Origin of the sequence: Pacificoceanicola onchidii (genome assembly GCF_004804335.1) — a bacterium.
In the GTDB taxonomy this organism is placed as follows: domain Bacteria; phylum Pseudomonadota; class Alphaproteobacteria; order Rhodobacterales; family Rhodobacteraceae; genus Pacificoceanicola; species Pacificoceanicola onchidii.
Genome location: NZ_SRXY01000001.1, coordinates 618699 through 641165, shown reverse-complemented (window position 1 = coordinate 641165; position 22467 = coordinate 618699). Strand labels below are relative to the sequence as shown.

At 60.0% G+C, this 22467-nt stretch carries 19 protein-coding genes and 1 tRNA gene; 11 read left to right on the top strand and 9 right to left on the bottom strand.

The window, feature by feature from the left end; genetic code table 11:
• The first annotated feature begins 19 nt into the window (after nucleotides 1-19).
• The 3 genes from E4662_RS03055 to E4662_RS03045 all read left to right on the top strand — a co-directional run bounded on the left by E4662_RS03055 (nucleotide 20) and on the right by E4662_RS03045 (nucleotide 2181).
• The gene (locus E4662_RS03055; protein WP_136439783.1) at nucleotides 20-1408 is read left to right on the top strand and encodes a hypothetical protein; all 1389 of its coding nucleotides are present in this window, start codon (nucleotides 20-22) and stop codon (nucleotides 1406-1408) included.
• 111 nt (nucleotides 1409-1519) lie between these two features.
• Nucleotides 1520-1596 (top strand) — tRNA-Arg (locus tag E4662_RS03050).
• A gap of 123 nt (nucleotides 1597-1719) precedes the next feature.
• A complete protein-coding gene (locus E4662_RS03045) occupies nucleotides 1720-2181 on the top strand; it encodes an NUDIX hydrolase (protein WP_136439782.1) in 462 nt (153 codons plus the stop codon).
• A 2-nt stretch (nucleotides 2182-2183) separates the two neighbouring features.
• On the opposite strand, the gene E4662_RS03040 is transcribed toward E4662_RS03045, so the two are convergent.
• Nucleotides 2184-3476, bottom strand: a complete 1293-nt coding sequence (locus E4662_RS03040; RefSeq protein WP_240705101.1) for a cytochrome-c peroxidase — start codon at nucleotides 3474-3476, stop codon at nucleotides 2184-2186.
• A 3-nt stretch (nucleotides 3477-3479) separates the two neighbouring features.
• On the opposite strand from E4662_RS03040, the gene E4662_RS03035 reads away from it, so the two are divergent.
• The gene (locus E4662_RS03035; RefSeq protein ID WP_136439781.1) at nucleotides 3480-3971 is read left to right on the top strand and encodes a tetratricopeptide repeat protein; all 492 of its coding nucleotides are present in this window, start codon (nucleotides 3480-3482) and stop codon (nucleotides 3969-3971) included.
• A gap of 132 nt (nucleotides 3972-4103) precedes the next feature.
• Here the strand turns inward: E4662_RS03035 and E4662_RS03030 are convergent, their stop codons facing one another.
• From E4662_RS03030 to E4662_RS03005, 6 genes are all read right to left on the bottom strand, one after another.
• Complete coding sequence (locus E4662_RS03030) at nucleotides 4104-5162, bottom strand: TRAP transporter substrate-binding protein (RefSeq protein ID WP_136439780.1); 1059 nt, start codon at nucleotides 5160-5162, stop codon at nucleotides 4104-4106.
• Between the two features lie 85 nt (nucleotides 5163-5247).
• A complete protein-coding gene (locus E4662_RS03025; protein WP_136439779.1) occupies nucleotides 5248-6537 on the bottom strand; it encodes a TRAP transporter large permease in 1290 nt (429 codons plus the stop codon).
• Nucleotides 6537-7121, bottom strand: coding sequence for a TRAP transporter small permease (locus E4662_RS03020; RefSeq protein WP_136439778.1), 585 nt, complete (start codon nucleotides 7119-7121; stop codon nucleotides 6537-6539). The genes E4662_RS03025 and E4662_RS03020 overlap by 1 nt, the downstream gene beginning before the upstream one ends.
• A gap of 55 nt (nucleotides 7122-7176) precedes the next feature.
• Complete coding sequence (locus E4662_RS03015) at nucleotides 7177-7683, bottom strand: flavin reductase family protein (protein WP_136439777.1); 507 nt, start codon at nucleotides 7681-7683, stop codon at nucleotides 7177-7179.
• 21 nt (nucleotides 7684-7704) lie between these two features.
• Complete coding sequence (locus E4662_RS03010) at nucleotides 7705-8592, bottom strand: aldo/keto reductase (protein ID WP_136439776.1); 888 nt, start codon at nucleotides 8590-8592, stop codon at nucleotides 7705-7707.
• A complete protein-coding gene (locus E4662_RS03005; protein ID WP_136439775.1) occupies nucleotides 8592-9746 on the bottom strand; it encodes an LLM class flavin-dependent oxidoreductase in 1155 nt (384 codons plus the stop codon). The genes E4662_RS03010 and E4662_RS03005 overlap by 1 nt, the downstream gene beginning before the upstream one ends.
• A gap of 84 nt (nucleotides 9747-9830) precedes the next feature.
• On the opposite strand from E4662_RS03005, the gene E4662_RS03000 reads away from it, so the two are divergent.
• The 7 genes from E4662_RS03000 (at nucleotide 9831) to E4662_RS02970 (ending at nucleotide 21114) form a co-directional block, all read left to right on the top strand.
• Complete coding sequence (locus E4662_RS03000) at nucleotides 9831-10532, top strand: GntR family transcriptional regulator (RefSeq protein WP_136439774.1); 702 nt, start codon at nucleotides 9831-9833, stop codon at nucleotides 10530-10532.
• Nucleotides 10533-10559: 27 nt separating this feature from the next.
• Nucleotides 10560-11648 (top strand): Gfo/Idh/MocA family protein, encoded by a 1089-nt coding sequence (locus E4662_RS02995; RefSeq protein ID WP_136439773.1) that lies wholly within the window; start codon nucleotides 10560-10562, stop codon nucleotides 11646-11648.
• A gap of 200 nt (nucleotides 11649-11848) precedes the next feature.
• The gene (locus tag E4662_RS02990; RefSeq protein ID WP_136439772.1) at nucleotides 11849-15640 is read left to right on the top strand and encodes an Ig-like domain-containing protein; all 3792 of its coding nucleotides are present in this window, start codon (nucleotides 11849-11851) and stop codon (nucleotides 15638-15640) included.
• 90 nt (nucleotides 15641-15730) lie between these two features.
• Entirely contained in the window at nucleotides 15731-17044 is a 1314-nt protein-coding gene (locus E4662_RS02985) for a TolC family protein (RefSeq protein ID WP_136439771.1), read from the top strand.
• Between the two features lie 41 nt (nucleotides 17045-17085).
• The gene (locus E4662_RS02980; RefSeq protein WP_136440227.1) at nucleotides 17086-19260 is read left to right on the top strand and encodes a type I secretion system permease/ATPase; all 2175 of its coding nucleotides are present in this window, start codon (nucleotides 17086-17088) and stop codon (nucleotides 19258-19260) included.
• 1 nt (nucleotide 19261) lies between these two features.
• A complete protein-coding gene (locus tag E4662_RS02975) occupies nucleotides 19262-20443 on the top strand; it encodes an HlyD family type I secretion periplasmic adaptor subunit (RefSeq protein WP_136439770.1) in 1182 nt (393 codons plus the stop codon).
• 161 nt (nucleotides 20444-20604) lie between these two features.
• Nucleotides 20605-21114, top strand: a complete 510-nt coding sequence (locus E4662_RS02970) for a hypothetical protein (RefSeq protein WP_136439769.1) — start codon at nucleotides 20605-20607, stop codon at nucleotides 21112-21114.
• A gap of 16 nt (nucleotides 21115-21130) precedes the next feature.
• Here the strand turns inward: E4662_RS02970 and dtd are convergent, their stop codons facing one another.
• Nucleotides 21131-21571 (bottom strand): D-aminoacyl-tRNA deacylase, encoded by a 441-nt coding sequence (gene dtd, locus E4662_RS02965; RefSeq protein ID WP_136439768.1) that lies wholly within the window; start codon nucleotides 21569-21571, stop codon nucleotides 21131-21133.
• A complete protein-coding gene (locus tag E4662_RS02960; RefSeq protein WP_136439767.1) occupies nucleotides 21568-22464 on the bottom strand; it encodes a carbohydrate kinase family protein in 897 nt (298 codons plus the stop codon). Before E4662_RS02960 ends, dtd begins: the two co-directional genes overlap by 4 nt.
• Nucleotides 22465-22467: the final 3 nt, after the last annotated feature.

The window sequence follows — 22467 nt, the reverse complement described above, 5'->3', positions numbered from 1 at the left end:
AGGGGGAGCGACGGAACGTTTGCGCCATTCGCTATTTCTTAGGCGCAAACGTCTAGCATCCGTTTTTGAACACAAGAAATTCTATTGGAGATCCTTCATGTCTCTTACCAATCCTTTCAAACTGCAATCGTTGCTCACCTGCGCGGCAGCTCTCGGCGTGCTCTCTTTCGAGGCTCGCGCGGATCAGGTTGTACTGGACGATTTGCTGGCCAGAAGTCGGCTTTGCGTGGGCAATAACTGCGCGGACGGCATGAACTTCGGTCATGATACGCTTGTGCTTCAGACAAGCAATATCGGGTTGCTGTTCTCCGACACGTCGGTGAATACCTTTCCCACGGCGGATTGGCGGCTTGTCGCGAATGATCGAATGGACGGAGGGGAAGGCTACTTCGCTCTCGAAGATGTTGAACTCAGCCATCATGTGTTCGTCGTCGAGGATAGCATCCCCGAGAACTCCCTTTACGTGGCTGCAGGTGGTCGTGTCGGCCTCAAAACATCCAACCCGGACACGGAACTGCACCTTGTTGATGGTGACACGGCGACCATACGTCTTGAACAGGATGGATCGAGCGGGTTTTCGCCCTACGCATGGGATGTTGCCGCGAATGAGGTCAACTTCTTTGTCAGAGATGTGTCGAACAGCGCTTCAAAGCCTTTTCGTATTCGCGCGGGGGCGACTGATGACTCGTTGGTCATAGGGAGTGAAGGCGACATCGGCATTGGAGAATCCAGACCGGATGCTTCTCTGCATATCCGCCGCGTGGACGGCACTTCCCAACTTCTGATCCAGGAGGAATCAGGAACCCGGGCTGCCCGAGAGCTTATCCGCTTCGAGAACAATGGCGGGTCGTGGATCACCTTCGTTGACACGTCCAACGACCGCGAATGGTACTTCACCCATGAGAACAACCCGCAGGGCCGCTTCTTCATCAATCACTCGGACGGTGGATTGCAGATGGCTCTGACGCGCGGTGGTGATCTTTCGGTTCTCGGGACGATCACAGCGGGCGGGACGCAACTCAATGTGCCGGACTATGTTTTTGACGACGACTACGCCTTGCGACCACTCTCCGAGGTGCAGGCCTTCATTGATGCGAACAGTCATCTGCCGGAAGTGCCTTCCGCCGCCGAGATAACGGCGGGCGGGCTTGATATGACGAACATGCAGATGACCTTGCTCAAAAAAGTGGAGGAGCTGACGCTGTATACGCTGGGGCAGGAAGCTCGGTTGATCGAGCAGCAGACCCTGATCGAAGCGGAACGCTCGGAGAATCTCGCCTTGCAAGACAGCCTCGCGGCGCAACGTGGAGAAACCGAAGCGCTGCGGGAGCAGGTTCAGCAATTGACCGTGCTGGTGTCCCGTCTTTCTGACGCGGTTTCCCCGACGAAAAATGCGAGCGAAAATTGATTATTTACAGACTCTTAGGGATGGTGCTCCAAATAATTGATGGATCAAATGGAAGAAATCTCAAATACCCCCTTGCGCTCTTCTCGCAGCACAGCTAAATCCCGCCTCCACGGACCGATAGCTCAGCTGGATAGAGTACTTGACTACGAATCAAGGGGTCGGGGGTTCGAATCCTCCTCGGTCCGCCAGCATTCAAAAAGACCGCAGTGCTCCGCGCTGCGGTCTTTTTCATTCCAGACGACAGCACTGATGATTTATTCAGCAGCGTCCTGTAAACTACGCTGAGAGGCAAGAGAAAGAGACCGAGCAAAATGCCGGAAACCGCAGAGCAGATCGCAGCGCTTCCCATGCGCTGGGACAAAGATGGTGAACTCAAGATTCTCATGGTCACCTCGCGCGAGACGAAGCGTTGGGTGATGCCGAAGGGCTGGGAAATGGACGGCAAGAAGCCGTGGCGCGCCGCCGAGATCGAAGCGCTCGAAGAGGCCGGTGCACGCGGTTATATCGGCAAGGAGACGATCGGCACCTACAGCTATCTCAAGAAGCTGGGCGATGGCACGGCGTTGCCGTGCGAGGTGCGGGTGTATCCGATGATCGTGGAAAAACTGGAAAAGCGATGGAAAGAGCGCAAAGAGCGCAAACGCCATTGGTTCACCCCGCGTAGTGCAGCCCGCAAGGTGCATGAGCCGGAGTTGTCCGCTCTGTTGATGAGCCTCGTCAAGAAGCCGAAGAAAGACCCGACGATCAAGGCGCTTCTGAAGAAGGCCTCCTAAGGTCAGTCAACAGGAAGCCCGCTTGGTACCGCAGCTGGTACACCGAAGGGCAGGTCATTGACGCTGGTGCCTGTCAGCGCATTCAAAAACGCTTCCAGATCGGCGATTTCAGCATCGGTCAGGGAAACGGACGGCATATCGACAGCGGCAGTCTGACGGGCGATTTCGAGCCTGTCACTGGCAAGAATGAAGTCGATGTCGGCAAGCCAGGGGGCGTTCGGTAGCTGCGCCATTTCCGGCCGCCACAGCGCCCGTTCCGCCTTGGCGTTGGCCATATGCCGGATCATCGCCTTCAGCGTCGGGTAAGCCCCGTTGTGGCCGTAGGGCGCGGTCAGAGCGATGTTACGCAGCGAGGGTGTGCGGAACTTGTACGCATCGTCGACGAGATCAGTCGTACCCATCCGTCCCAGATCCCTGGGCAGCTTGTCATGCATTCGTGTCCGGCCCGGGCCGAACTGCGGCGTGCCCGTTGCGTGGAACCCCTGATCGGAAAACAGCGGCCCGTTGTGGCAGGCCGCACATTGCGCCTTGCCAAAGAACAACTGCCGCCCGCGTTCCGCATCGTCCGGGAGGGGTGCCCCGGTTTGAACATAGGCATCATAGGGGCTGTCGAAACTCTGAAACTCCGTCCCGATAAAGGCCGCCAGCGCATTGGCGATGTCGACAATCGTCACGTCCTCTGCCGTTTCGATGTGGGGCAGGGCGGATTGGAACATCTCGGCGTAGTCGGGAATACCGCGCACCCGTTTGGCAATGATGGGCCAGGCTTCGCTCACAAGCGGGCGGATCGCGCCGCTGATTTCATTTTCGCCGGCCTGCCCGGCCATCTCCGCATCGGATGTCATCGGAAACAGGGCCTGGGCGGCGAGGATGGAGTTCAATCCTTTCGGAAGGCGCTCGCCCGCGGGCGTATCGAATGTCCACATTCGGTAATCAACTTGCTGAACGCGGCCATCGTGGAACAGCACGCGCACATCCCGGTGACCGAGATTCCACAGGGCAGGGGCGTTGCGCGGGATGCGTTTCTTGATCCTGTCACCGCCTGAACCGGCGGTCCGTTCCGGTCCGAGCCCAACACCGCCTTCGCCGATTCCAAGGCTCAATCCATCCGCGGACCCGAGGCTGGGATGATGGCAGGTGGCGCAGCTGATATTCCTGTTGCCGGAGAGAATCTTGTCATAGAAAAGAAGTTGTCCGATCTTGGCCTGCGCTGGATCAAACGGCAGGAAATCGTCTTGTGACATGGTTTCCGAAGCCGCCGGACCGGCCAGCCAAACCAGCCCAAGGAGCGCCACAACATGCCTCTGTCCAAAACCTTCGCTGCGGCGCTTGTTGCGCTCGTGCTTGCTACGCCGCTTGGCGCTGGCATCAATATCGAAAAAGCGCGCGATCTGATGGAAGACGGCAAGTTTACCGAAGCCCGAGAAGCGATGCTGCCGCTCGCCAAGTCCGGCAACGCCGATGCCGAAGAGCTGATCGGCGTGATGTATGCGCTGGGGCTGGGTGTCGAGCAGGATCATATCCGCGCCTTTGACTGGTACCTGCGCAGCGCGATGAAGGGTCATGCGGGTGCGCAATCGGGTGTTGGCTGGTACTACGAACTTGGGCTCGGCATGCCCGCGCCTGATCTGGTCCGCGCCTATCTCTGGTATCGGCTTAGCACCATCGGAGGTGATCCCGACGCGGCACTTTCGGTCGAGGAAGTGGTCAAGAAGATGAGCAAAGCCGAGATTGAAAAGGCGCATGAGCTTGTCGATGACTACGAAGGGTGGATGTTTCCGTTTCAGTGAGTGTGCGGTCTGGGCGCGAGTCTGGCAAGGTCGGGCTTGTTTGACGCAGCCGTGGATCTCCTCATGAAAACGGCAGGTTAGAAAAAGGCCGCCGGATTGCTCGGGCGGCCTTTGCTGTTCTTGTCAGCGGGATCAGTTCAGGTCCGCTTCATAGGCCTTTGCGAGGTCTGCTTCTGCAGAAGAGACCGCGTCGGTCAAGGCGTTGAAGATCTTCTCGCCGCCGGTCACGTTCTGCTTGAACCAGTCGTAGACGGGCGCTGCAGCGTCACGGAAGGCTTCCTTTTCGGCCGGGGTCGGCACGTAGAGATCGCCGCCACCGGCAATGAAGTCGCTGTAGGCCTGGATCGACTTGCGCTTCGGCGAGGCAAAGGTGGCCTGCTGGAGTGCGGAGAAGCCATCAACCACAACGCGGCGCATGTCTTCGGGCATGCCAAGGAACTTCTCGTTGTTCATGACCCAGATTGCGCCCATGTAGGCGTGTCCGTCGAGGGTGACGTACTTCAGACCGGCTTCGGGGAACTTCATGTTCATGATGTCGGTGATGCCGTTCTTGGAGCCTTCAACCACACCGGTCTGGAACGAGGTAAACAGTTCCGGCCAGCTGATTGGGGTCGGGGAAGCGCCCAGCGATTTCACCAGTTCCTGCGGCAGATCGGCAACCACGGTGCGAATCTTCAGGCCAGCAAGGTCGCTCGGCATCTGCACGCGGCGCTGTGTGTTGGCGAAGTTGCGCCAGCCGCCGGTGTTGCCGATGGTCATGATGCGGATCGTGTCGCCGCTGTCCGCCAGAGCCATCTCGCGCATGGTGCGGGTAAAGTCACCGGCCAGAACGGTTTCGGCCACACGGTCGTCGGACATCAGGTAGGGCAGGTCCAGAACCTGCACATAGGGGAAGATGCCCGCCGCGCCGCCGGAGGTGGTCACGAAGACGTCAATCGTGCCGTCCGCGATGCCTTGCAGGCATTCCGCGCCGCCGGAGCAGAGCTGGGTGCCGATGAACAGCTCAACCGCGATGGCCCCGTTGGAGGCTTTTTCGACATAGTCCTTGAAGACCACCAGGCCGTCATAGTCTTCATCGTTCTCGTTGGAGTTCGCCGTCGCGCGAATGGTGATGTCCTGCGCCGCAACGCTCATGGCGCTTCCGGCCAGAAGCGCCGCTGTCATGGCGGCTTTGGTCAGATGTTTAATCATTGGTCTTCTCCCTGTTGTAGTCTCTTGTGAACGGCTTTAGCCGCGTCGTGTAACGGTCTTGTAGGCCGGGGCTCTGCCCCGGCCCCTAGTCGGCAAACCCCGTCAATCGGGGAACGGTCATGGATATTTCCGGAACAAAGGTGATCAGGAAGATCACCAACACCTCCACCAAAAGGAAGGGCAGGATCGCCTTGGCAATGGTTTCAACCTTCTCGCCAGACACCGAAGAGGCCACGAACAGAACAAGACCCATGGGTGGTGTTGCAAGGCCGACGGTCAGGTTGACACTCATGATGATGGCGAAGTGGATCGGATCAATCCCGAGATCGGTGAAGATCGGCGCAAGGATCGGCCCCAGAATGATGATCGCAGGTCCTGCATCAAGGAACATGCCGACGATGAACAGCAGCAGGTTGATCAGGAACAGCAGGATCAGCGGGTTCTCCGAAAGCGACAGGATAAAGGCCGCGAGGGTCTCCGGCGCATGGCTGAGCGAGACAACCGTTTTGAAGGCCATCGCCGCACCCACGAGCAGCAGCACCGTGGCGCTGGTCATGGCGGCGCGCATGAAAACATCGGGCAGGTCCGCGGGGCGCAGGGTGCGCAGGACGAACATGCCGATCACGATGGCATAGGCGACGGCGATCGCGGCCGCTTCGGTCGGTGTAAACACCCCGCCAAGGATACCGCCGAGAATGATCACCGGGGTCAGCAGCGGAAAGAACGCCTTGAGCGAGGCCTGCCCGCGTTCGCCCCAAGTGGCTTTCGAGCGGGAGGCCGGGAAGTTATAGCGGTCCGCCATGAGCTTGACGGCCAGCATCAGGCCCACGCCCACGAGAATGCCCGGCACAATGCCGGCTAGGAACAGCGCAGCCACGCTTTCCCCCATGACATAGGCGTAAATGATCATGATACCGGATGGCGGGATGATCGGGCCGATGACGGAGCTGGCCGCCGTGATCGCGGCTGCGAAACGCCGGGTGTACCCTTCTTTTTCCATCGCCGGGATCAACATGGAGCCAAGCGCGGACGTGTCTGCCACGGCAGAGCCGGACAGGCCCGCAAAAAGCATGGAAGACAGAATGTTCACATGGGCCAGCCCACCGCGCAGGTGCCCCATCAAAGCTTGAGAAAACTCAACAAGTCGGGTGGTGATCCCGCCCCGGTTCATCAGCTCGCCCGCGAGCATAAAAAAGGGGATCGCCATCAGCGGAAAGCTGTCCATGCCGTTGTAGACATTGCGGTAAAGCAGCGACAGGTCGCGCTCCTGTCCATTGAGCCAGAGCAATAAGCCGGGGGCCGCAAGCATGCCGAAGAAGACCGGCAGGCCGATCATCAGGAAGAGCAGAAAGAGGGGAAGAAACCAGACCAGCATTATTCCACCACCAAGTCTTCATCAATGAGAGGGCGCAGGCGGTCTTTGCCGCCGAACAGTTCGATGAGTGCGCGCAGCACCAGCTCGATATTGACCATGAGCAGCAGCCAGAGGCCCACGTAGAGGCTCATGTACATCCATGCGAGCTTGATCTTGAAACCCTTCTGGCCAATCAGTTCGAGCGGCAGGTAGAGCGTCGACGAGGCAAAGAGCCAACCGGAGTTGATGTGTTTGACCCCCAGTTGCAGGCCCATCACGAGAACCAGCCCGGAGAGCAGCAGCAGCAAAAGGCTCAACAGGGCCCCAACCGTCCGCGGCAACATCATCAAGAGCATGTCGATGGCCACAAATCCGCCGCGGCGGTAAGCGCTGGGCGCGATCAGGCCCGTCATCCAGAGCATGAGGAAACGCGCCGCTTCTTCCGGCCAGGGCAGCGCGTTGTTCAGCACGTAGCGGAAAAACACCTGCACAAGGATGCAGACAACCATCAGCCCGATGGCGATGGTCGCAATGGAGCGGCCGATCTTGAGCACAAGATCGTTCACCCATTGAAGCGGGCGCAAGAGCGCCAGCAATACGGCCATTGGCCTTTCCCTCCCATTGAGCCCCGCGCACGTTTGCCGCGTCTATAGGGGCGGTTTATGACGTCTTTTCAAAGCCTCCGTAGTCTCCCCCGAAGAAGAGCAGCGGCGCGCCGTCCCCGGTGGTGACACGCTCGACCCGTCCTACAACGATCGAATGATCGCCGCCGTCGTGGGTGGCGTGGGTCACGCATTCAAAGCGGGACAGGCAATTGTTCAGAATTGGCACCCCGTAGTCGTTGCGCTCCCAATCAAACTGGTCAAACGCATCGCCATCACGGGCAAAGGCAGAGCAGATCTCTGCGGTGTCCTGCGCGATCACGTGAATGGCAAAGCGCTGCGTTGCCATGAAAAACGGATAGCGCGATGAATTCTTGGCCGGGGCCCACATCACCAAAGGCGGATCAAGCGACAGGCTTGAGAAACTGTTGGCCGTGATCCCGAGCGGCCCGGTGCCAGTCTCACAGGTGATCACGGTGACACCGGTGCCGAAGCGACCGAGCGCTTCGCGAAACGCGCGGTTGTCGACCTGTGCAGGGTCAAAGGTTTTGGTCAATGCGTTCATGGCCTCACCGAAGCTGTGGCGTTACGGGACTTCATGGCCAAGCGCCTCGGTATACAGTTCATACCATGTTTCCCGGTCGATTTTCACCTTTGCAGCATCGCCAATCCGGGCGATCCTGTCGAGGTTGTTCGTTCCGAGAACAGGTAGGATGCGCGCCGGGTGTGCCAAGAGCCAAGCAACAGCCACTGCCGCATCATCTACGCCAAAACTATTGCCAATTTCCGAAAGCCTGGCGCGAAGTCCAGCGTTTGTGTCTTCGAACAATGCGCCGCCGCCCAGCGGGGACCATGCCATGATGGCGTTGTCCTGCATTTGATGGAATGCGACGTCGCCGTTGGTGAGCGGCGCGTGGTTCAGCAAACTGATTTCGATCTGGTTGGTGACCAGTTGCGTTTTCATTGCCGATTGCAGCAGTTTCCAGTCCCAGGGTCGGAAGTTGGACACGCCTACCGCACGCACCTTGCCGGAACTGACGAGATCATCCAACGCCGCACCGGTTTCGAGGTGATCCATCATCGGATCCGGACGGTGGATGAGCAGAAGGTCAATCCGGTCCGTCTTCATCAGGCGCAACGAATGCTCGACAGAGGCTTCGATATGGGCGCGAGACGTGTCGTAGTACTTCACCCGCTTGTCCGCGTAGCGGCCTGCGGGCGCAATGATATCGCACTTCGTGACTATCTCGATCTTGTCCCGCAAGGCTGGGGTCAGCGCGTTGCCGAGGATCTCCTCGGCTTCATAGCCGCCATAGATGTCGGCCTGATCCATGGTGGTGATGCCCTGATCAAGGCAGGCGTCGATCTTTGCCCGGACATGCTCTGGGGCGGTGTTTTCATCGTCGCCAATGCGCCACATGCCGTAGACAAGGCGGCTCATTTCAAGGGAATCGTTCAGGCGGATGCGCTGCATTACTTGCGGTCTCCTGCGCCAAGCGGCGTCATAGGTGTTTGAGCTGGCACGCGGCCGTAGGCTTCGGGCAGCGAGCAGGTTTTCATCTGGGGCAGAACGCGGCTGCCGAAATGCTTGCACTCGTCGATGTGCGGATAGCCGGACAGGATGAAGGCACGGATGCCCATCTTCTGATACTCCTCGAGCTTGGACAGCACCTGATCGGTGGAGCCAACAAGCGCCGCGCCGCAGCCAGAGCGCGCGCGTCCCACACCAGTCCAGAGGTTCGGCTCGATAAAGCCATCCATGTCCGCAAGTTCGCGGTTCTTGGCCTGATGGGACACGCCAAGCGAACCGGAATCGAGCGCACGCTCTCGGATCGCCTTGCCTTGTTCGTCATCGAGCTTCGAGACAATGTGCTGCGCCCATTCGCGGGCTTCGGCTTCTGTATCGCGCACGATGACATGAACGCGCAGGCCGTAATCGAGCGTCCGGTTATATCTTTCGGCCACGGCGTTTACGGCGGTCATGCGCTGGGCGAGCATGTCCTTGGTCTCGGGCCACATCAGGTAAACATCACAGTGTTGGCCGCAAAGCTCGAGAGCATCCGGAGAATAGCCGCCAAAATACAGCAAAGGCCCGCCTGTCTGATAAGGCACAGCCGGATCGGTGGTCAGCCCTTCGAAGTTGTAAACCTCACCCTGATGATTGATCTCGCCTTGGGTCCAGGCCTTTTTGAGAATCTCCACAACCTCGCGCGAGCGTTGATAGCGGAACGCGCTTTCGGCTTTTTCGCCGGGGAAGTCCGACGAAATGATGTTCACCGTCAGCCGCCCTTCGAGCATATGATCAAGCGTTGCGATGGTCCGGGCAAGCATGATCGGCTGCATCTCGCCGCAACGAACAGCGGCCAGCATGTTGATCTTGTCCGTAATGGGCGCGCAACCTGCGACAAAGCTCAGCGTGTCTTGCCCCACCTGGTAGGAAGACGGGCAGAGAATGTTGCGAAAACCCTGCGCTTCAGCCTCTTTCACGATGCCCGAGCAATGGGCAAAGGAAGAGCGCAGGCGGCCTTCCGGAACCCCGAGAAATTCATAGTCGTCCGAGCACAGCGAGGCGAACCAGGAAACCTCAGCTGCGTCGAGATCCGGGGAGGTGATGGGGACGACTGTCATAACATGCCTCTGCAATGCATTTTCTCTTGCGTAGCATCTGATTTGATGTAGATCAATGGTGTATCAATTTTTTGTTGAGCCCCCATGACCAACCGCCACGCCCTGCCGCTCTATGTCCAGATCAGCGAAATGCTGATCCGGGACATTCATGCCGGACGATTGGTGGACGGTGAACGTCTGCCGCCGGAACGCGAGATGGCCGAGCAATTGTCCACCAGTGTCGGCACTTTGCGTAAGGCCCTGAAAGATTTGACCGAAAAGGGAATGCTTGAGCGCGTTCAAGGGTCCGGGAACTATGTCCGCGCCCGGCGTGACGCGCCCGCAGTCTATGCGTTTTTTCGCGTGGAGCTGGTAGAGGGTGGCGGTCTTCCCACGGCAGAGCTCCTGTCAGTGGACCGGTTGCAAAAACCTGACGGACTGCCGTCCTTTGGAACATCAAGTGTAGGACACCGTATTCGGCGGCTGCGGCGGCTGAACGGCATTCCCGCGGTTCTTGAAGAGATCTGGCTCGACGGAAGTCATGCGGACTCTATTGCTGCAGAAGACCTTCGCGAGTCGCTTTATCTCTTCTATCGAGAAGCGCTCAACCTTTGGATCACGCGCGCAGAAGATGCGCTTGGGATGGCGCCCGTGCCGGAATGGGCGCCGACGGAATTCGGGGTTCAGCCCGGCACCAACACCTTGCAGGCCCAGCGGATCAGCTGGGGGCAGGATGGTGCGCGGGCGGAAGTCTCGCTCAACTGGATCAATACGGACGTCGCTCGGTACGTCTCGCGCCTCGCCTGAGGTGCAGGGCCTTGGGAGGGCCTTTTTATGGACATCATAAACTACGGTGTGATCGGGTGCGGCATGATGGGGCAGGAGCACCTGCGCAACATTGCCCTGCTGCCCGGTGCGCGAGTCTCGGCGATCTTTGAGCCGAACGAGCTGATGGCGAACGCGGCCAAGGCGATTGCGCCAAACGCGCGACTGTGCCGTTCCATCGCCGATTTGCTTTCCGATACGGATTTGCATTGTCTGCTGGTGGCAAGTCCGAACCATCTGCATGTCGCACAGCTGGCGGAAATTGCAGCTGTTCGGCCAATGCCCATTCTCATGGAAAAGCCGCTTTATACCAGTCCGGAGCAGGGTGAGGAGTTGGAGGCCCTCAAGGCGGAATACCCCGCGCCGATCTGGGTGGCGATGGAATACCGCTACATGCCCCCCGTCGCGACGTTCCTGGAGCAAATGGAGCGCGCGACCGGCGGTGTAACCATGTTCTCGATCCGCGAGCACCGGTTTCCGTTCCTGCCAAAGGTTGGCGACTGGAACCGTTTCAACCGCAACACCGGCGGGACGCTGGTTGAAAAGTGCTGTCACTTCTTTGATTTGATGCGGTTGGTGCTGCGCTCCGATCCGGTGCGGATCATGGCGAGCGCCGGGCAGGTGGTGAACCATCTGGACGAAACCTACGAAGGTGAGACCCCGGATATCTGGGACAGCGGTTACGTGATCGTCGATTTCGCCTCTGGCGCGCGCGCCATGCTGGAACTGTGCATGTACGCCGAAGGCGCGCGTTACCAGGAGGAGCTTTCGGCCGTGGGGCCTGCGGGCAAGATCGAAGCTTTTGTGCCGGGTCCGGGCCGGTTCTGGCCAACGCATCTCGGCGCGCCGCCGACCTCTCAGGTGATTGTCAGCCCGCGCCATCCCAAGGGGCCACAGGCAGTGGATATCCCCGTGGAAGCAGCGCTTCTGGAGGCGGGCGATCACAATGGATCGACGTTTTATCAGCATATGCGCTTTTTGGAGGTGGTCCGCGGAAACGGCAATCCAGAGGTGAGCCTTGATGATGGCGCCTGGGCGGTTCGAATGGGTTTGGCGGCGCAATTGTCCGCAATTTCCGGGCAGGCCGTAACCCTCTGATTGTGGACAGATTGTGGCAATTTTGCCCCAAAGTTGCCACATTCCAGCGCTCATCTAGTGGTAAATGCGGGAAAACACACCCGATTTTCCCAGGTCGTCAAATTCCTGCTAGCGAAATTGGCGGAAATGGGATAATCCGAGAAAAGAAAAATAAATGACGGCGATAAAAACCAGCCGTCGATAGGTAGAGCGGTGTAACAATGAACGCGATTGATTTCGTGATCCGTACGCGTACGGGTTCCTTGGAGCGTGGGTCTGTAGCAGGAGAAAATCAGGACTTCCTGATTGACGCAGGTTCAGGCAACGATATTTCCATCAACCTTCATCAGAGAGACCTGCGCGGGTATGACCGCGCGGCGGACGATCTGCTGATCACCCTGGCCGATGGCCGGGTTCTGGTGATCGAAGGGTACTTTGCCGACGGGGCGGACAACCGTCTTTTCCTGAGCTCACAAAGCACGCTCAACCAGGTGAGCTTTGTCGAAGCCGAAGGCGGCGCGCTCTATGCGCAGTACGGCCCGACCGAAACATGGGGCAAGTGGAGTCCGGCGGACGAGTTGATCTTTGTCGAAGAGCCGACGGTTGTCGCGGAGGCTGGTGCCTATGGCGATGAGCAGGTGTCCATGCTGGGTGCTGGCCTTCTTGGCGGTGCCGCTGGTCTGGGCACGCTTGGCGCAGCCGGGGCGGGCCTTGCCGGTCTTGGCCTGATTGGTCTTGCGGGAGATGGCGACGGAGACGGCGGTGGCGATGGTGGGGAAACCACACAGCCAGCAGCGCCCACGGTCGACGATCCGCAAGCCTCGCATCCGATTGGCGGCGGCGATGATCCGAAAGTCACCATAACCGGCACTGGCGAGCCGGGCGACAATGTCGAAGCCACGATCGACGGCACCACACTGACCACGGTCATTGATCCGACGGGCACCTGGGAACTGGTCTTCGAAGGCGATGATTTCCCCGCCGATGGGCTTTACGAGGACGTCTCCGTCACCGTCACGCACCCGGATGGAACCACGACGGTGCTGGACGGTCCGACCTTCGAGATCGACACCACACCGCCAATGATCGACGTCACCGACGGTACGGTTTCCATTGGTGATCTGATCAATGAAGAGACCTACAACAGCGAAGGCGTTGTGATCTCCGGTACAGGCGAGCCCGGCGCAACCCTCGTTGTGACCGCAGGCAGCTTCACCGAAACCGTTGTGATCGACGCCGGCGGCAGCTGGTCCTTCACCTTCGATGCGACAACCTTCCCCGCGGGCGAGTACACGACCGAGATCACGCTGACGGCCACTGACAGTTTTGGCAACACCACGGTTATCACCGATAATATTCAGGTGGATACGGTTGGTCTTGTCAGCCTCGACAACGCGCCGCTGACCGGCGACGATCTGATCAGCCAGGCGGAATATGCCGCTGGCGTTACACTGACCGGCACTTCGCAGGCCGGGTCGGTTGTCGAAGTGACCATTGAGGGTGTGACGCAGACGATCACCGCAAGCGCGGATGGGTCTTGGAGCGTGACCTTCGACAGCAGCAGTCTGCCTGGCGGTACCTACACCACCAGCGCAACGATTGTTGCAACCGATGCCGCTGGCAACGTGGCAACAACGACGCACAGCTTCGCGGTCGACACGGAAGTGTCGCTGACGATCAACACCGCCACTGTTGGCGGCGACGGCACAGTGAACGCCGGTGAACGTACGGTTGGTGTAGAACTGACCGGCACGGCGGAGGCAGGATCGACCGTTGAGGTCATGGTGTCCGGCACGTCCCTGACGGCAACGGTTGCCATTGACGGCAGCTGGACCGTGACCATCCCGGCTTCGCTGATCCCGGAAGGCGAGACAAGCCTTGCGGTCTCGGCCACCGCAACCGACGGCGCGGGCAACAGCACCACAACCTCCGGCAGCATTGCAATCGACACGGAAACCAGCGTGACGGTTCAAACCGCCGGTGTCGAAGGCGACGGCGTGGTCAACGCGGCCGAGCACAGCGATGGTGTGACCCTGACAGGCACCGCAGAACCGGGCGCATCCGTGATGGTCACGCTTGGCGCGGTCAGCAAAGCGGCCACAGTGGCTGCAGATGGCAGCTGGACGGTCAACTATTCGGCTTCTGAAATCCCGACGGGTGAGACAAACCTGCCAGTGACAGCGGTTTCGACCGATGCGGCGGGCAACAGCGCTACGGCCACAGGCGATCTCGATGTTGACACCTTGGTGCGTAACTTTGCGATGACCTCCACGCCGGGCGGCGCGGACGGCATTCTGAACGCCGAAGAGGCGGCTCAGGGGCTGACCCTCAGCGGCACGACCGAACCGGGCGCAAGCGTCATGGTAACACTCGACGGCGTGACGCTCCCGGCCACGGTGGCGGCTGATGGCTCCTGGACTGTGACCTACTCCGCGGGCCAGCTTCCTTCCGGTGAAGGCACCTATACGCTGACGGCGACGTCCACGGATGCTGCAGGCAACACGGACACGCTGACCCAAAGCGTGCAGGTCGACACAGAAGCCGGCATCCTGACAATCAGCCCGGCACCGGTCGAAGGCGACGATGTGGTCAACTTTGCCGAAGCCTCGGATGGTGTGGTGCTGACCGGAACCTCCAACCCGGGCGAGATGGTCACGGTTACGATGAACGGGGTGAGCCACACGGTGCAGACCGACGGCGCCGGTATCTGGACTGCACCCTTTGCGGCCCATGAAATCACCCCCGGCACCTACACCGCCGAGATCACAGCAACGATTACCGATAGCGCGGGCAACACGCTGACGCGGACAGATTCGGTGCGCGTGGATACGCAGGTGGACAACTTCGCCACGTCGACCGATCCGGTCGAAAGCGATGGTGTGATCAACGCCGCAGAAGCGGCGAACGGCGTGACCCTGACCGGCACGACAGAGCCGGGCGGGTCTGTGCAGCTTGTTTTTGAAGGCATGACCTACGCTGCCACGGTGGACGCGTCGGGCAGCTGGACCGTGGACCTTCCGGCGAGCGCGATGCTGTCAGGCGAGACCTCTGCTCCGGCGCAGGTGCTGACCACGGATCAGGCGGGCAATACCGACGAGACGCAGATCACCCTGACTTTCGACACCGAGGTGAACCTGCTGACGACCTCTGACGCGCCGATCACCCCCGATGGTGTGGTCAACGCGGCTGAGGCGGCTGAAGGAATTACCCTTGGCGGGCAGGTCGAAGCGGGCTCGACGGTCAATGTTACCTTTGGCGGTGTTGTGCATGTCGCTGTTGTCGACGCGGTCGGGAACTGGTCGGTTGATATTCCGCCGGACTCGATCCCGACCGGCACGCTCAATGCAACCGCGCTGATCGAGGCGACGGACCCGGCAGGCAACGTGGACAGCACGACGCAGACCATTGTCATCGATACCGAGGCACCGGACACGCTGGGCTGGGAAGGCTATGGCCGGAACCACGCAGGCGTGGACCAGATCCGAACCGAAATCACCGAGGATACGGTGGAAATCGGGATGGTCATCAATCCGGAAACTGCGCCCGAAGTGGTCGCTGTGCCGCTCGATGGCTCTTACGATGTTGATGGTCTGGGCGTTGCCTTCCACGACTTCACCGGTGAAGTGCCGGATGGGTCGCACCTCGTGGTGACAACAACCGATGATGCGGGCAACACCTCTGGCAACTACCTCGTGACGGACGATCCGTTGACCAACGAGGTCACCATGACCGATGCCCTGGCCAATGTCCTGTCGGAGTTCGAGATCGAAAGCATCGACCTCGACTTTGCAGAAGACAGCCATCTGACCATCACCGAAGCGCAGATCGTTGCTCTGTCGAGCAACTCCGACACGCTCATCGTGCATGGCGGCAGTGATGACAGCGTCACGATTGTTGGCGCAACGGCAACAGGCACCACGCAAGTAGAGGGCGAGACCTTCAACACCTTCACGCTGGGCGATGCGACGATCCTGATCGACGATGACATCACCAACGTGAACGGCCTTGTCTAAGTAAGTACCAGTAACGTCCGGAGGCCCGGCTGAACCGGGCCCCGGATCCCGAAAAACATAACGCGCCGATACGGGGGCACGACAATGAGAATGAGCAGGCGGAGCCTGGGCTGGATCATCGCGGTTGCGATGCTGCCCGGATGCACGAAAGATATGGGGGAAGGGACGGTCAGCCGATTCATCGGCGGGGCGCCCAAAGTCGCAACCCCTGAGGCCGTGGCTGAACCGGCTGCGCAGCCGCGAGAGGTCAAGGGCGCGGAAGGCTCGGCCATCATCGGCGCGCTGCAAGCCCGTCCGTCCGTCTTGTTGTCTGGCACACCCTACAGCCGCGTCGCCGACGCCGTGATTGCGTCGGACGCACGTGTCGCCGAAGCTGAGCTTCGCGTGGCGCAGATGCGGGCGCAGGCGGCCAAGTACAACTGGATGCCGCGCATCGGCCCGCGCGTCTCGCTCACCTCCCTTAGCGATTTCGTTGCCGATCTGGTCATCAACCAGGTGATTTTCGACAACGGCCGCAAGATTGCCGAACGGGATCTGGCCAAGGCGAATGTCGAGCTTGCCGCGGTGACGCTGGTCGAAGATGGCAATGAGCGGGTCTTCGATGCGCTTTCGCTCTATGTCAAAGCCGAGGAAAACAGGGCGCTTTCGGTCCATCTGGATAAGGCTCTGAAAGATATGGCTCATTTCGAGTGGGTCATGCAGGAACGCGTCAACGGTGGCGTGTCCGACATGTCGGACCTGAATGTCCTTCAGCAAAAACTGGCCTCCATGCGGGCGCGCTCTGGCGAAGCGTCGGAAGCCACCGCAACGGCCATGGCGGAGCTGAATGCCATGTCTGCGCGTCCCTTGACCGAGCTGCGCGGCATTGGCGGTTTGAAAGAAAGCGGTGCTGCCGAAGCGCTGGGCGTCATTCGCGCGCGGGCCGAGCGGGAGCGGACTTTGGCAGAGGCGCGGATCGCGCGGGCCTCGCACCTGCCGGGTCTGGCGGCCAACGCGGATTCAAATGGCAGCTACGGGTTGGAAGTCACAACAGACTCGCTCTTCTCTCTTGGAACCATGGCAGAATTCAAAGCCATTGAAGCGGTGCGCGAAACGGCAGACCGCAAAGTAGCGGAGGCGCGAGAGGTTGCAGACCGCCGCGTGCAGGCACAGAGCCGTCAGTCTGAGGCCTTCCGTCGGCAAGCTGCCGAGGCAAGCACGCTGACGACGCGGGCCAAGCAGAACCTCGATCTGTTCCGCGCCCAATACGAGGGCGGGCAGCGGCAGGTCATGGACGTGGTTGGCACCTACGAGACCTATGCGAAAGCGCTTGAGACGGAAATCGAGCTGAAGTTCAAAGCCGCCCGGGCGGAGCTTGAGCTCGCGCGCCTCAAAGGCGCCTTGGCAGAAGGCGGAAGCATTTGACAAGCTCGCCCGCAGACACACTCGCGGGCCGCGCCCGCGCCATGCTTCGCGCCGTGCCGTCCACGGCGAAGGCGGCCAACGTTGCGCGCCGCGCGCCGCGCCATTCGGACCGTGCGAAATCCCGTGCTGACCTGATTGCCGTTTATGCCGCACGTGTCGGGGTTGAGGCCAAAACGCCGGATATTCTGGAGGCTCTGGCGCAGAATGCGGGCTGTGATGACAGCTTTGACGCCTTTGCTCTGGCAGCTGGTGCGCAGGCCGCAGGGCTCATAGCCGAAACAAAACCCGTCAGCAGCCTGTCAGACGATCTCTGGCCGGCATTGGCGCTCATGCAGAACGGGCAGGCGGTTCTGGTTCTGTCACAGGAAGACGGGGCTCTGTCGATCTACGACCCCGAAGCGCCGGATCGCCGCAGCGAAGTCGCGCTCAGCGAGTTCCAACCCTATTTCACCGGTGACCTCATCTGCGCCGAGGCTCCGGTCAAAACCCTTTCAGAGACCCACGCAGACGCAAGCGACGGGAAACACTGGTTCTGGGGCGAATTCACCCGGTTCAAAAGGCATTTCCTCGAAGTGGCCTTGGGTTCCTTTGTGGCCAACCTTCTCGCCGTGTCCGTCGCGCTTTTCTCCTTGCAGGTCTATGACCGCGTGATCCCACACCAATCCGAAGCCACGCTTTGGGTGTTGGCAGCGGGCGCGGTGCTGGCACTTTTGCTCGAAGCCTTCCTCAAGGTCGCGCGCTCGCATCTGCTGGATGGCGCGGGGCGGCAGATCGAGATTGGCGTGCAGAAAACTCTGATGAGCCGCCTTCTGGGCATGCGCTCCGACACACCGGGCCGTTCGCCCTCGCAGCTTTTCTCTTCGATGCGCGAGTTCGGGTCGGTCCGGGAGTTCTTCACAGCCTCCACCGTTGGTGCGCTTGCCGACATCCCCTTCATCTTCGTCTTCCTGCTTTTGGTCTGGTCCATTGCGGGCAGCGTAGTCTGGGTGCTGATCGCGGGCGGCATTCTGATGGTTGTGCCAGGCTTCTTCCTGCAAAAGCGTATGATGCGTCTGACCCGCGAAATGCAGGGGGCGACGGCCAAACAATCGCGGCTCCTGCAGGAAACCGTGGTTGAACTCGACACCATCAAAACCCAACGCGCCGAGGATCGCTTTGTGCGTCTTTGGGACGAGTTGACCGCGGTGCAATCGCTGAAATCTTCGGAACAGAGGCGGTTGGCCTCGGTTCTGACCTTCTGGAGCCAAGGCGTTCAGCAAGGCACCTACATTTGCGCGGTGATCATGGGGGCCTATCTGGTCTTTGCCGGGGAGTTTACCGTTGGCTCGATCATCGCCACTGGCATCCTCACCTCCCGCACGCTTGCGCCGCTCACACAGTTGGCGGGCATTCTGGCCCGCTGGGGCAACGTCAAATCCGCTTTGGACGGGCTCGAAGGGCTGGCGCATACAGAGCAGGACCGCGACAACAACCGGCACTACCTGCGCCGTGAAAAGCTGGAAGGGCGGTTCGAGTTGCGTGATGCGGCCTATCACTACGATCCCGAGGCTTCGGCGCAGCTTGACCTCAAACAACTGGCGATCCAGCCGGGGCAGGTGGTGGCGGTTCTTGGGGCCAATGGCTCTGGCAAGTCGACCCTGCTCAAAATGCTTACCGGGCTTTATGCGCCGACCAAAGGCAAAGTGCTTATAGATGGCACTGAGATGAGCCAGATAGACCCGCGCGATCTGCGGCGCTCGATCGGCTATCTGGGGCAGGACGTGCGTCTGTTTCAGGGCACGCTCCGGGACAATTTGAACTTGTCGATGCTGGAACGCTCTGATGACCGTCTGTTCGAAGCCTTGGATTTTGCCGGGCTCGGCCAATACGTCAAGAGTCACCCCAAAGGGCTCGATCTCGACATCCGCGATGGCGGCGAAGGTCTTTCTGTCGGACAACGTCAGAGCATCGGCTGGGCGCGGCTTTGGTTGCAGGATCCGGATGTGTGCCTTCTGGATGAACCGACGGCGGCGCTGGATCAGACACTTGAAAAGACACTGATTTCCCGGCTTGAAAGCTGGCTTGAAGGGCGCACCGCCGTGATTGCCACACATCGTGTGCCGATCCTGTCGCTTGCCTCGCGGACGCTGATCCTTGCCAATGGGCGCATGGCGATTGACGGGCCAAAGGATCAGGTGCTCGACCATCTGCGCACAGCCGGGCAGGGGGCCGCCTGATATGTCCACAAACTCCACAAACCTCTCGGCGCAACTCGCCCAAGACCTCAAAGGGCCGTCGCTGACCATCTGGCTCTGCGCGGCCTCGGTCTGGGTGTTCATCATCTGGGCGAGCTACGCATGGGTCGATGAGATTGTGCGCGGCGAGGGAGAGATCATTTCCTCGTCCCGCCCGCAGATCATCCAAAACCTCGAAGGCGGCATTCTGGCCGAACTTCTGGTTAAGGAAGGTGACGAGGTGCTGCGCGGCGACGTGCTCGCCCGTCTGCATGGAACACAGTTCAAATCCTCGGTTGAGGATCTGCGCGATCAGATCACCGCTCTCGAGATCCGCCGCCTGCGGCTCGAGGCTGAACTGGCGGGGGCGTCGGGGTTCGATGTTCCCGCCTCTTTGGCGCGGCGGTCTCCCGATCTTGTGCAATCGGAGAAAGCGCTGCTCATGGCGCGCCAGTCCGATTATCTGAGCCGAAAAGACGGTGCGGAGCGTGTTCTCGCGCAGGCTCAGAGTGAGCTTGATCTGATGGAGAACCTGCTCGACAAAAAGGTTGTTGCGCTCATCGAAGTGACCCGCGCGCGCAAGGCCCATGCGGATGCCAAGAAAGCATTTGACGAGATCGTCACCCAGACGGAACTGGTCCGGGCAGAGGAATATTCGGAAACCTTGAAGGAACTGGCGACGCTCGAGCAAAACCTCAAAGCCTCTCAGGACCAGTTGAACCGGACCGTTCTGACGTCCCCGATGCACGGGATTGTCAACGCATTGTCTGTGACCACCATTGGCGGCGTCGTGCGGCCTGGCGAAGAGATTCTTCAGATCATCCCGGCGGACGAAGAGCTTTTTGTCGAAGCGCGGATCAAACCGCAGGACATCGCCAACATTCGGCGTGGGCAGGAAGCGACGATCAAGCTGACGGCATACGACTACACGATTTATGGCACGCTGAAAGGGCGCGTGGATGTGATCTCGGCGGATACCTTCAAGGACGAACGCCGACCAGAGACAGAACCGCACTACAAGGTGACCATCCGCGTGGACATGAATTCACTGACGGATCGTCAGGCGTCTATTGAGATCCGTCCGGGGATGCAGGCGCAGGCAGAATTGCACACCGGCGAGAAGACGGTCCTGCAGTACCTGCTGAAACCGCTCTACAAGAGCCGGGAGGCGCTGCGGGAGCGGTAATCCAACCGAGGTGTTAAGGATCGAAGATGCTTTGGCGCAGTGCAGTGGTGTTGACTTGTCTGGTTATGATGTCTTGTACGCCGTCCGGAGAGCCTGACCAGAGGTACCAGTCCCGGACCGCAAGCGCTGTATTGCAATCAACGTCGTGCAAGAGCGGTTCCTTGCCCGGTTCCCTAACTGGGTTCAAAATCCCCCGGTTCTTTAAAAAAGAAACAGAAGATAGAATAACGATAAACAAGCCGTATCAGCGTGCCGACAACGGCGGAGGATTCGAAGTCATCGTCCGCAGTGCGGGCGGTGGGCCGCGTTCGAGAGTGTGTCAGATCAAGATCTCAGCACGAGATGATCAGAAAATTGACGGCCTGTTTCGTTTGGATGGGGCAAGTCCCCTGATGACACGCGTTGAGGCTCTACGTGCGAAACTCGTTTCTGATGAAATCACAAGGTGCAGAGCGCTTTCAAAAAGCGAGGCGAAGAAACGCTACGCGTATTCCACGACCACGATGTTCGAGTTGTCCATGCTGAATGGGCACTCTGCCGGGGCCTTTGTCGGTTGCGAAAAAGTTGCTGCGCGACTGAGTACGAGTTTTCTAATTCGCGCGGCAGGCAAGGATGTCGGTGTTCTTGCCTATGGTGCGAAGGTGTACTTCGTCGATGGAGGAGCCCGCTAGGACGCAGCTTGGTGGCTTAAGCGGTATCCATCCAGATCGTCACCGGGCCATCGTTTGTCAGACTCACGGCCATGTCCGCGCCAAAACGGCCGTTGGCTGTGGTGATTCCCTGTGCTGCAACCTGCGACGTGAAGTACTCGTAGAGCCTTTCACCGTCAGCGGGGGATGCGGCGGTGGAAAAACCGGGGCGGTTGCCGCGGCTGGTGTCGGCGGCGAGTGTAAACTGGCTGACGATTAGCGCGGAGCCGCCCGTGTCCAGCAAGGAGCGGTTCATGCGTCCTTCGTCGTCTTTGAAGATGCGCAGCTTGGCGATCTTGGCGGCGAGTTTGTCTGCTTCGGCCTCGGTATCGCCCTGCATGGCGCAGATGAGGATTAGGACGCCCGGGCCGATTTCACTCACGGTCTGGTCATTGATATCGACCTTGGCCGCGCTGACGCGTTGGATCAGGGCTCTCACAACTCATGCTCCCAGGGCGGGTTGGCCCCGGCACGGCTGACGGTCACTGCGGCGGCACGCGCACCGAGGGACGCGGCTTGGCAGAGGGCGTCGAGGCTTGCCGTTTCAAGGGCGCTGCGGCTGAGCAGGCCAGCCTTGCGGACGCCTTCGAGGAACCCTGCGTTGAACGTATCGCCTGCGCCAACGGTGTCGACGACAGAGACCTTCTGGGCCGCCACGCGAGCGGTGCCGTTGCGGCAAAAGACCTCCACGCCTTCGGCGCCGCGGGTCATGAGGATGACTTTTGAATGCGCCAGCAGCGCCTCGGGAGAGGTGCCCAGCCATTCCATGTCTTCGTCGGAAATTTTCACCACATCCGCCCGGACGAGCATCTTGTCCAACCGCGCCCGGTAGCGCGCCTCATCGGTGATGAACCCCGGACGAATGTTCGGATCGATCATCACCGGCAGGTCGCCCGCGTTCATGCAGAGTGCGCAGTAGCTGTCTGCCTGTGGTTCGGATACGAGGCTGATCCCTCCGAAAAACAGCGCATCGGCTTCGCTTGAAACATCCGGTAGGTCGGCCTCGGAGAGCATGCGGCCCGCTGTGTTCTCATCGTAGAACGCATATTGCGCCTGTCCATTGGTCAGGGTGACAAAAGCCAGTGTTGTCGGTCTTGCGCTGCGCGGGCAAAGGCTGTGGCTCACATGCGACGCCTCCAGCGTCTCTTCGAGCAACGTGCCAAACAGGTCCGTGGACAGGCCACCGAAGTAGCCCGCCGGTGCCCCGAGACGCCCCAAGGCTATCGCCGTATTCATCACAGCGCCACCCGGGTATGGCGCGAAGCTCGGCTCGCCTTCCGCGCTTTCGCGCGGCAGCATATCGATCAGGGATTCCCCGCAACACAGGATCATCGG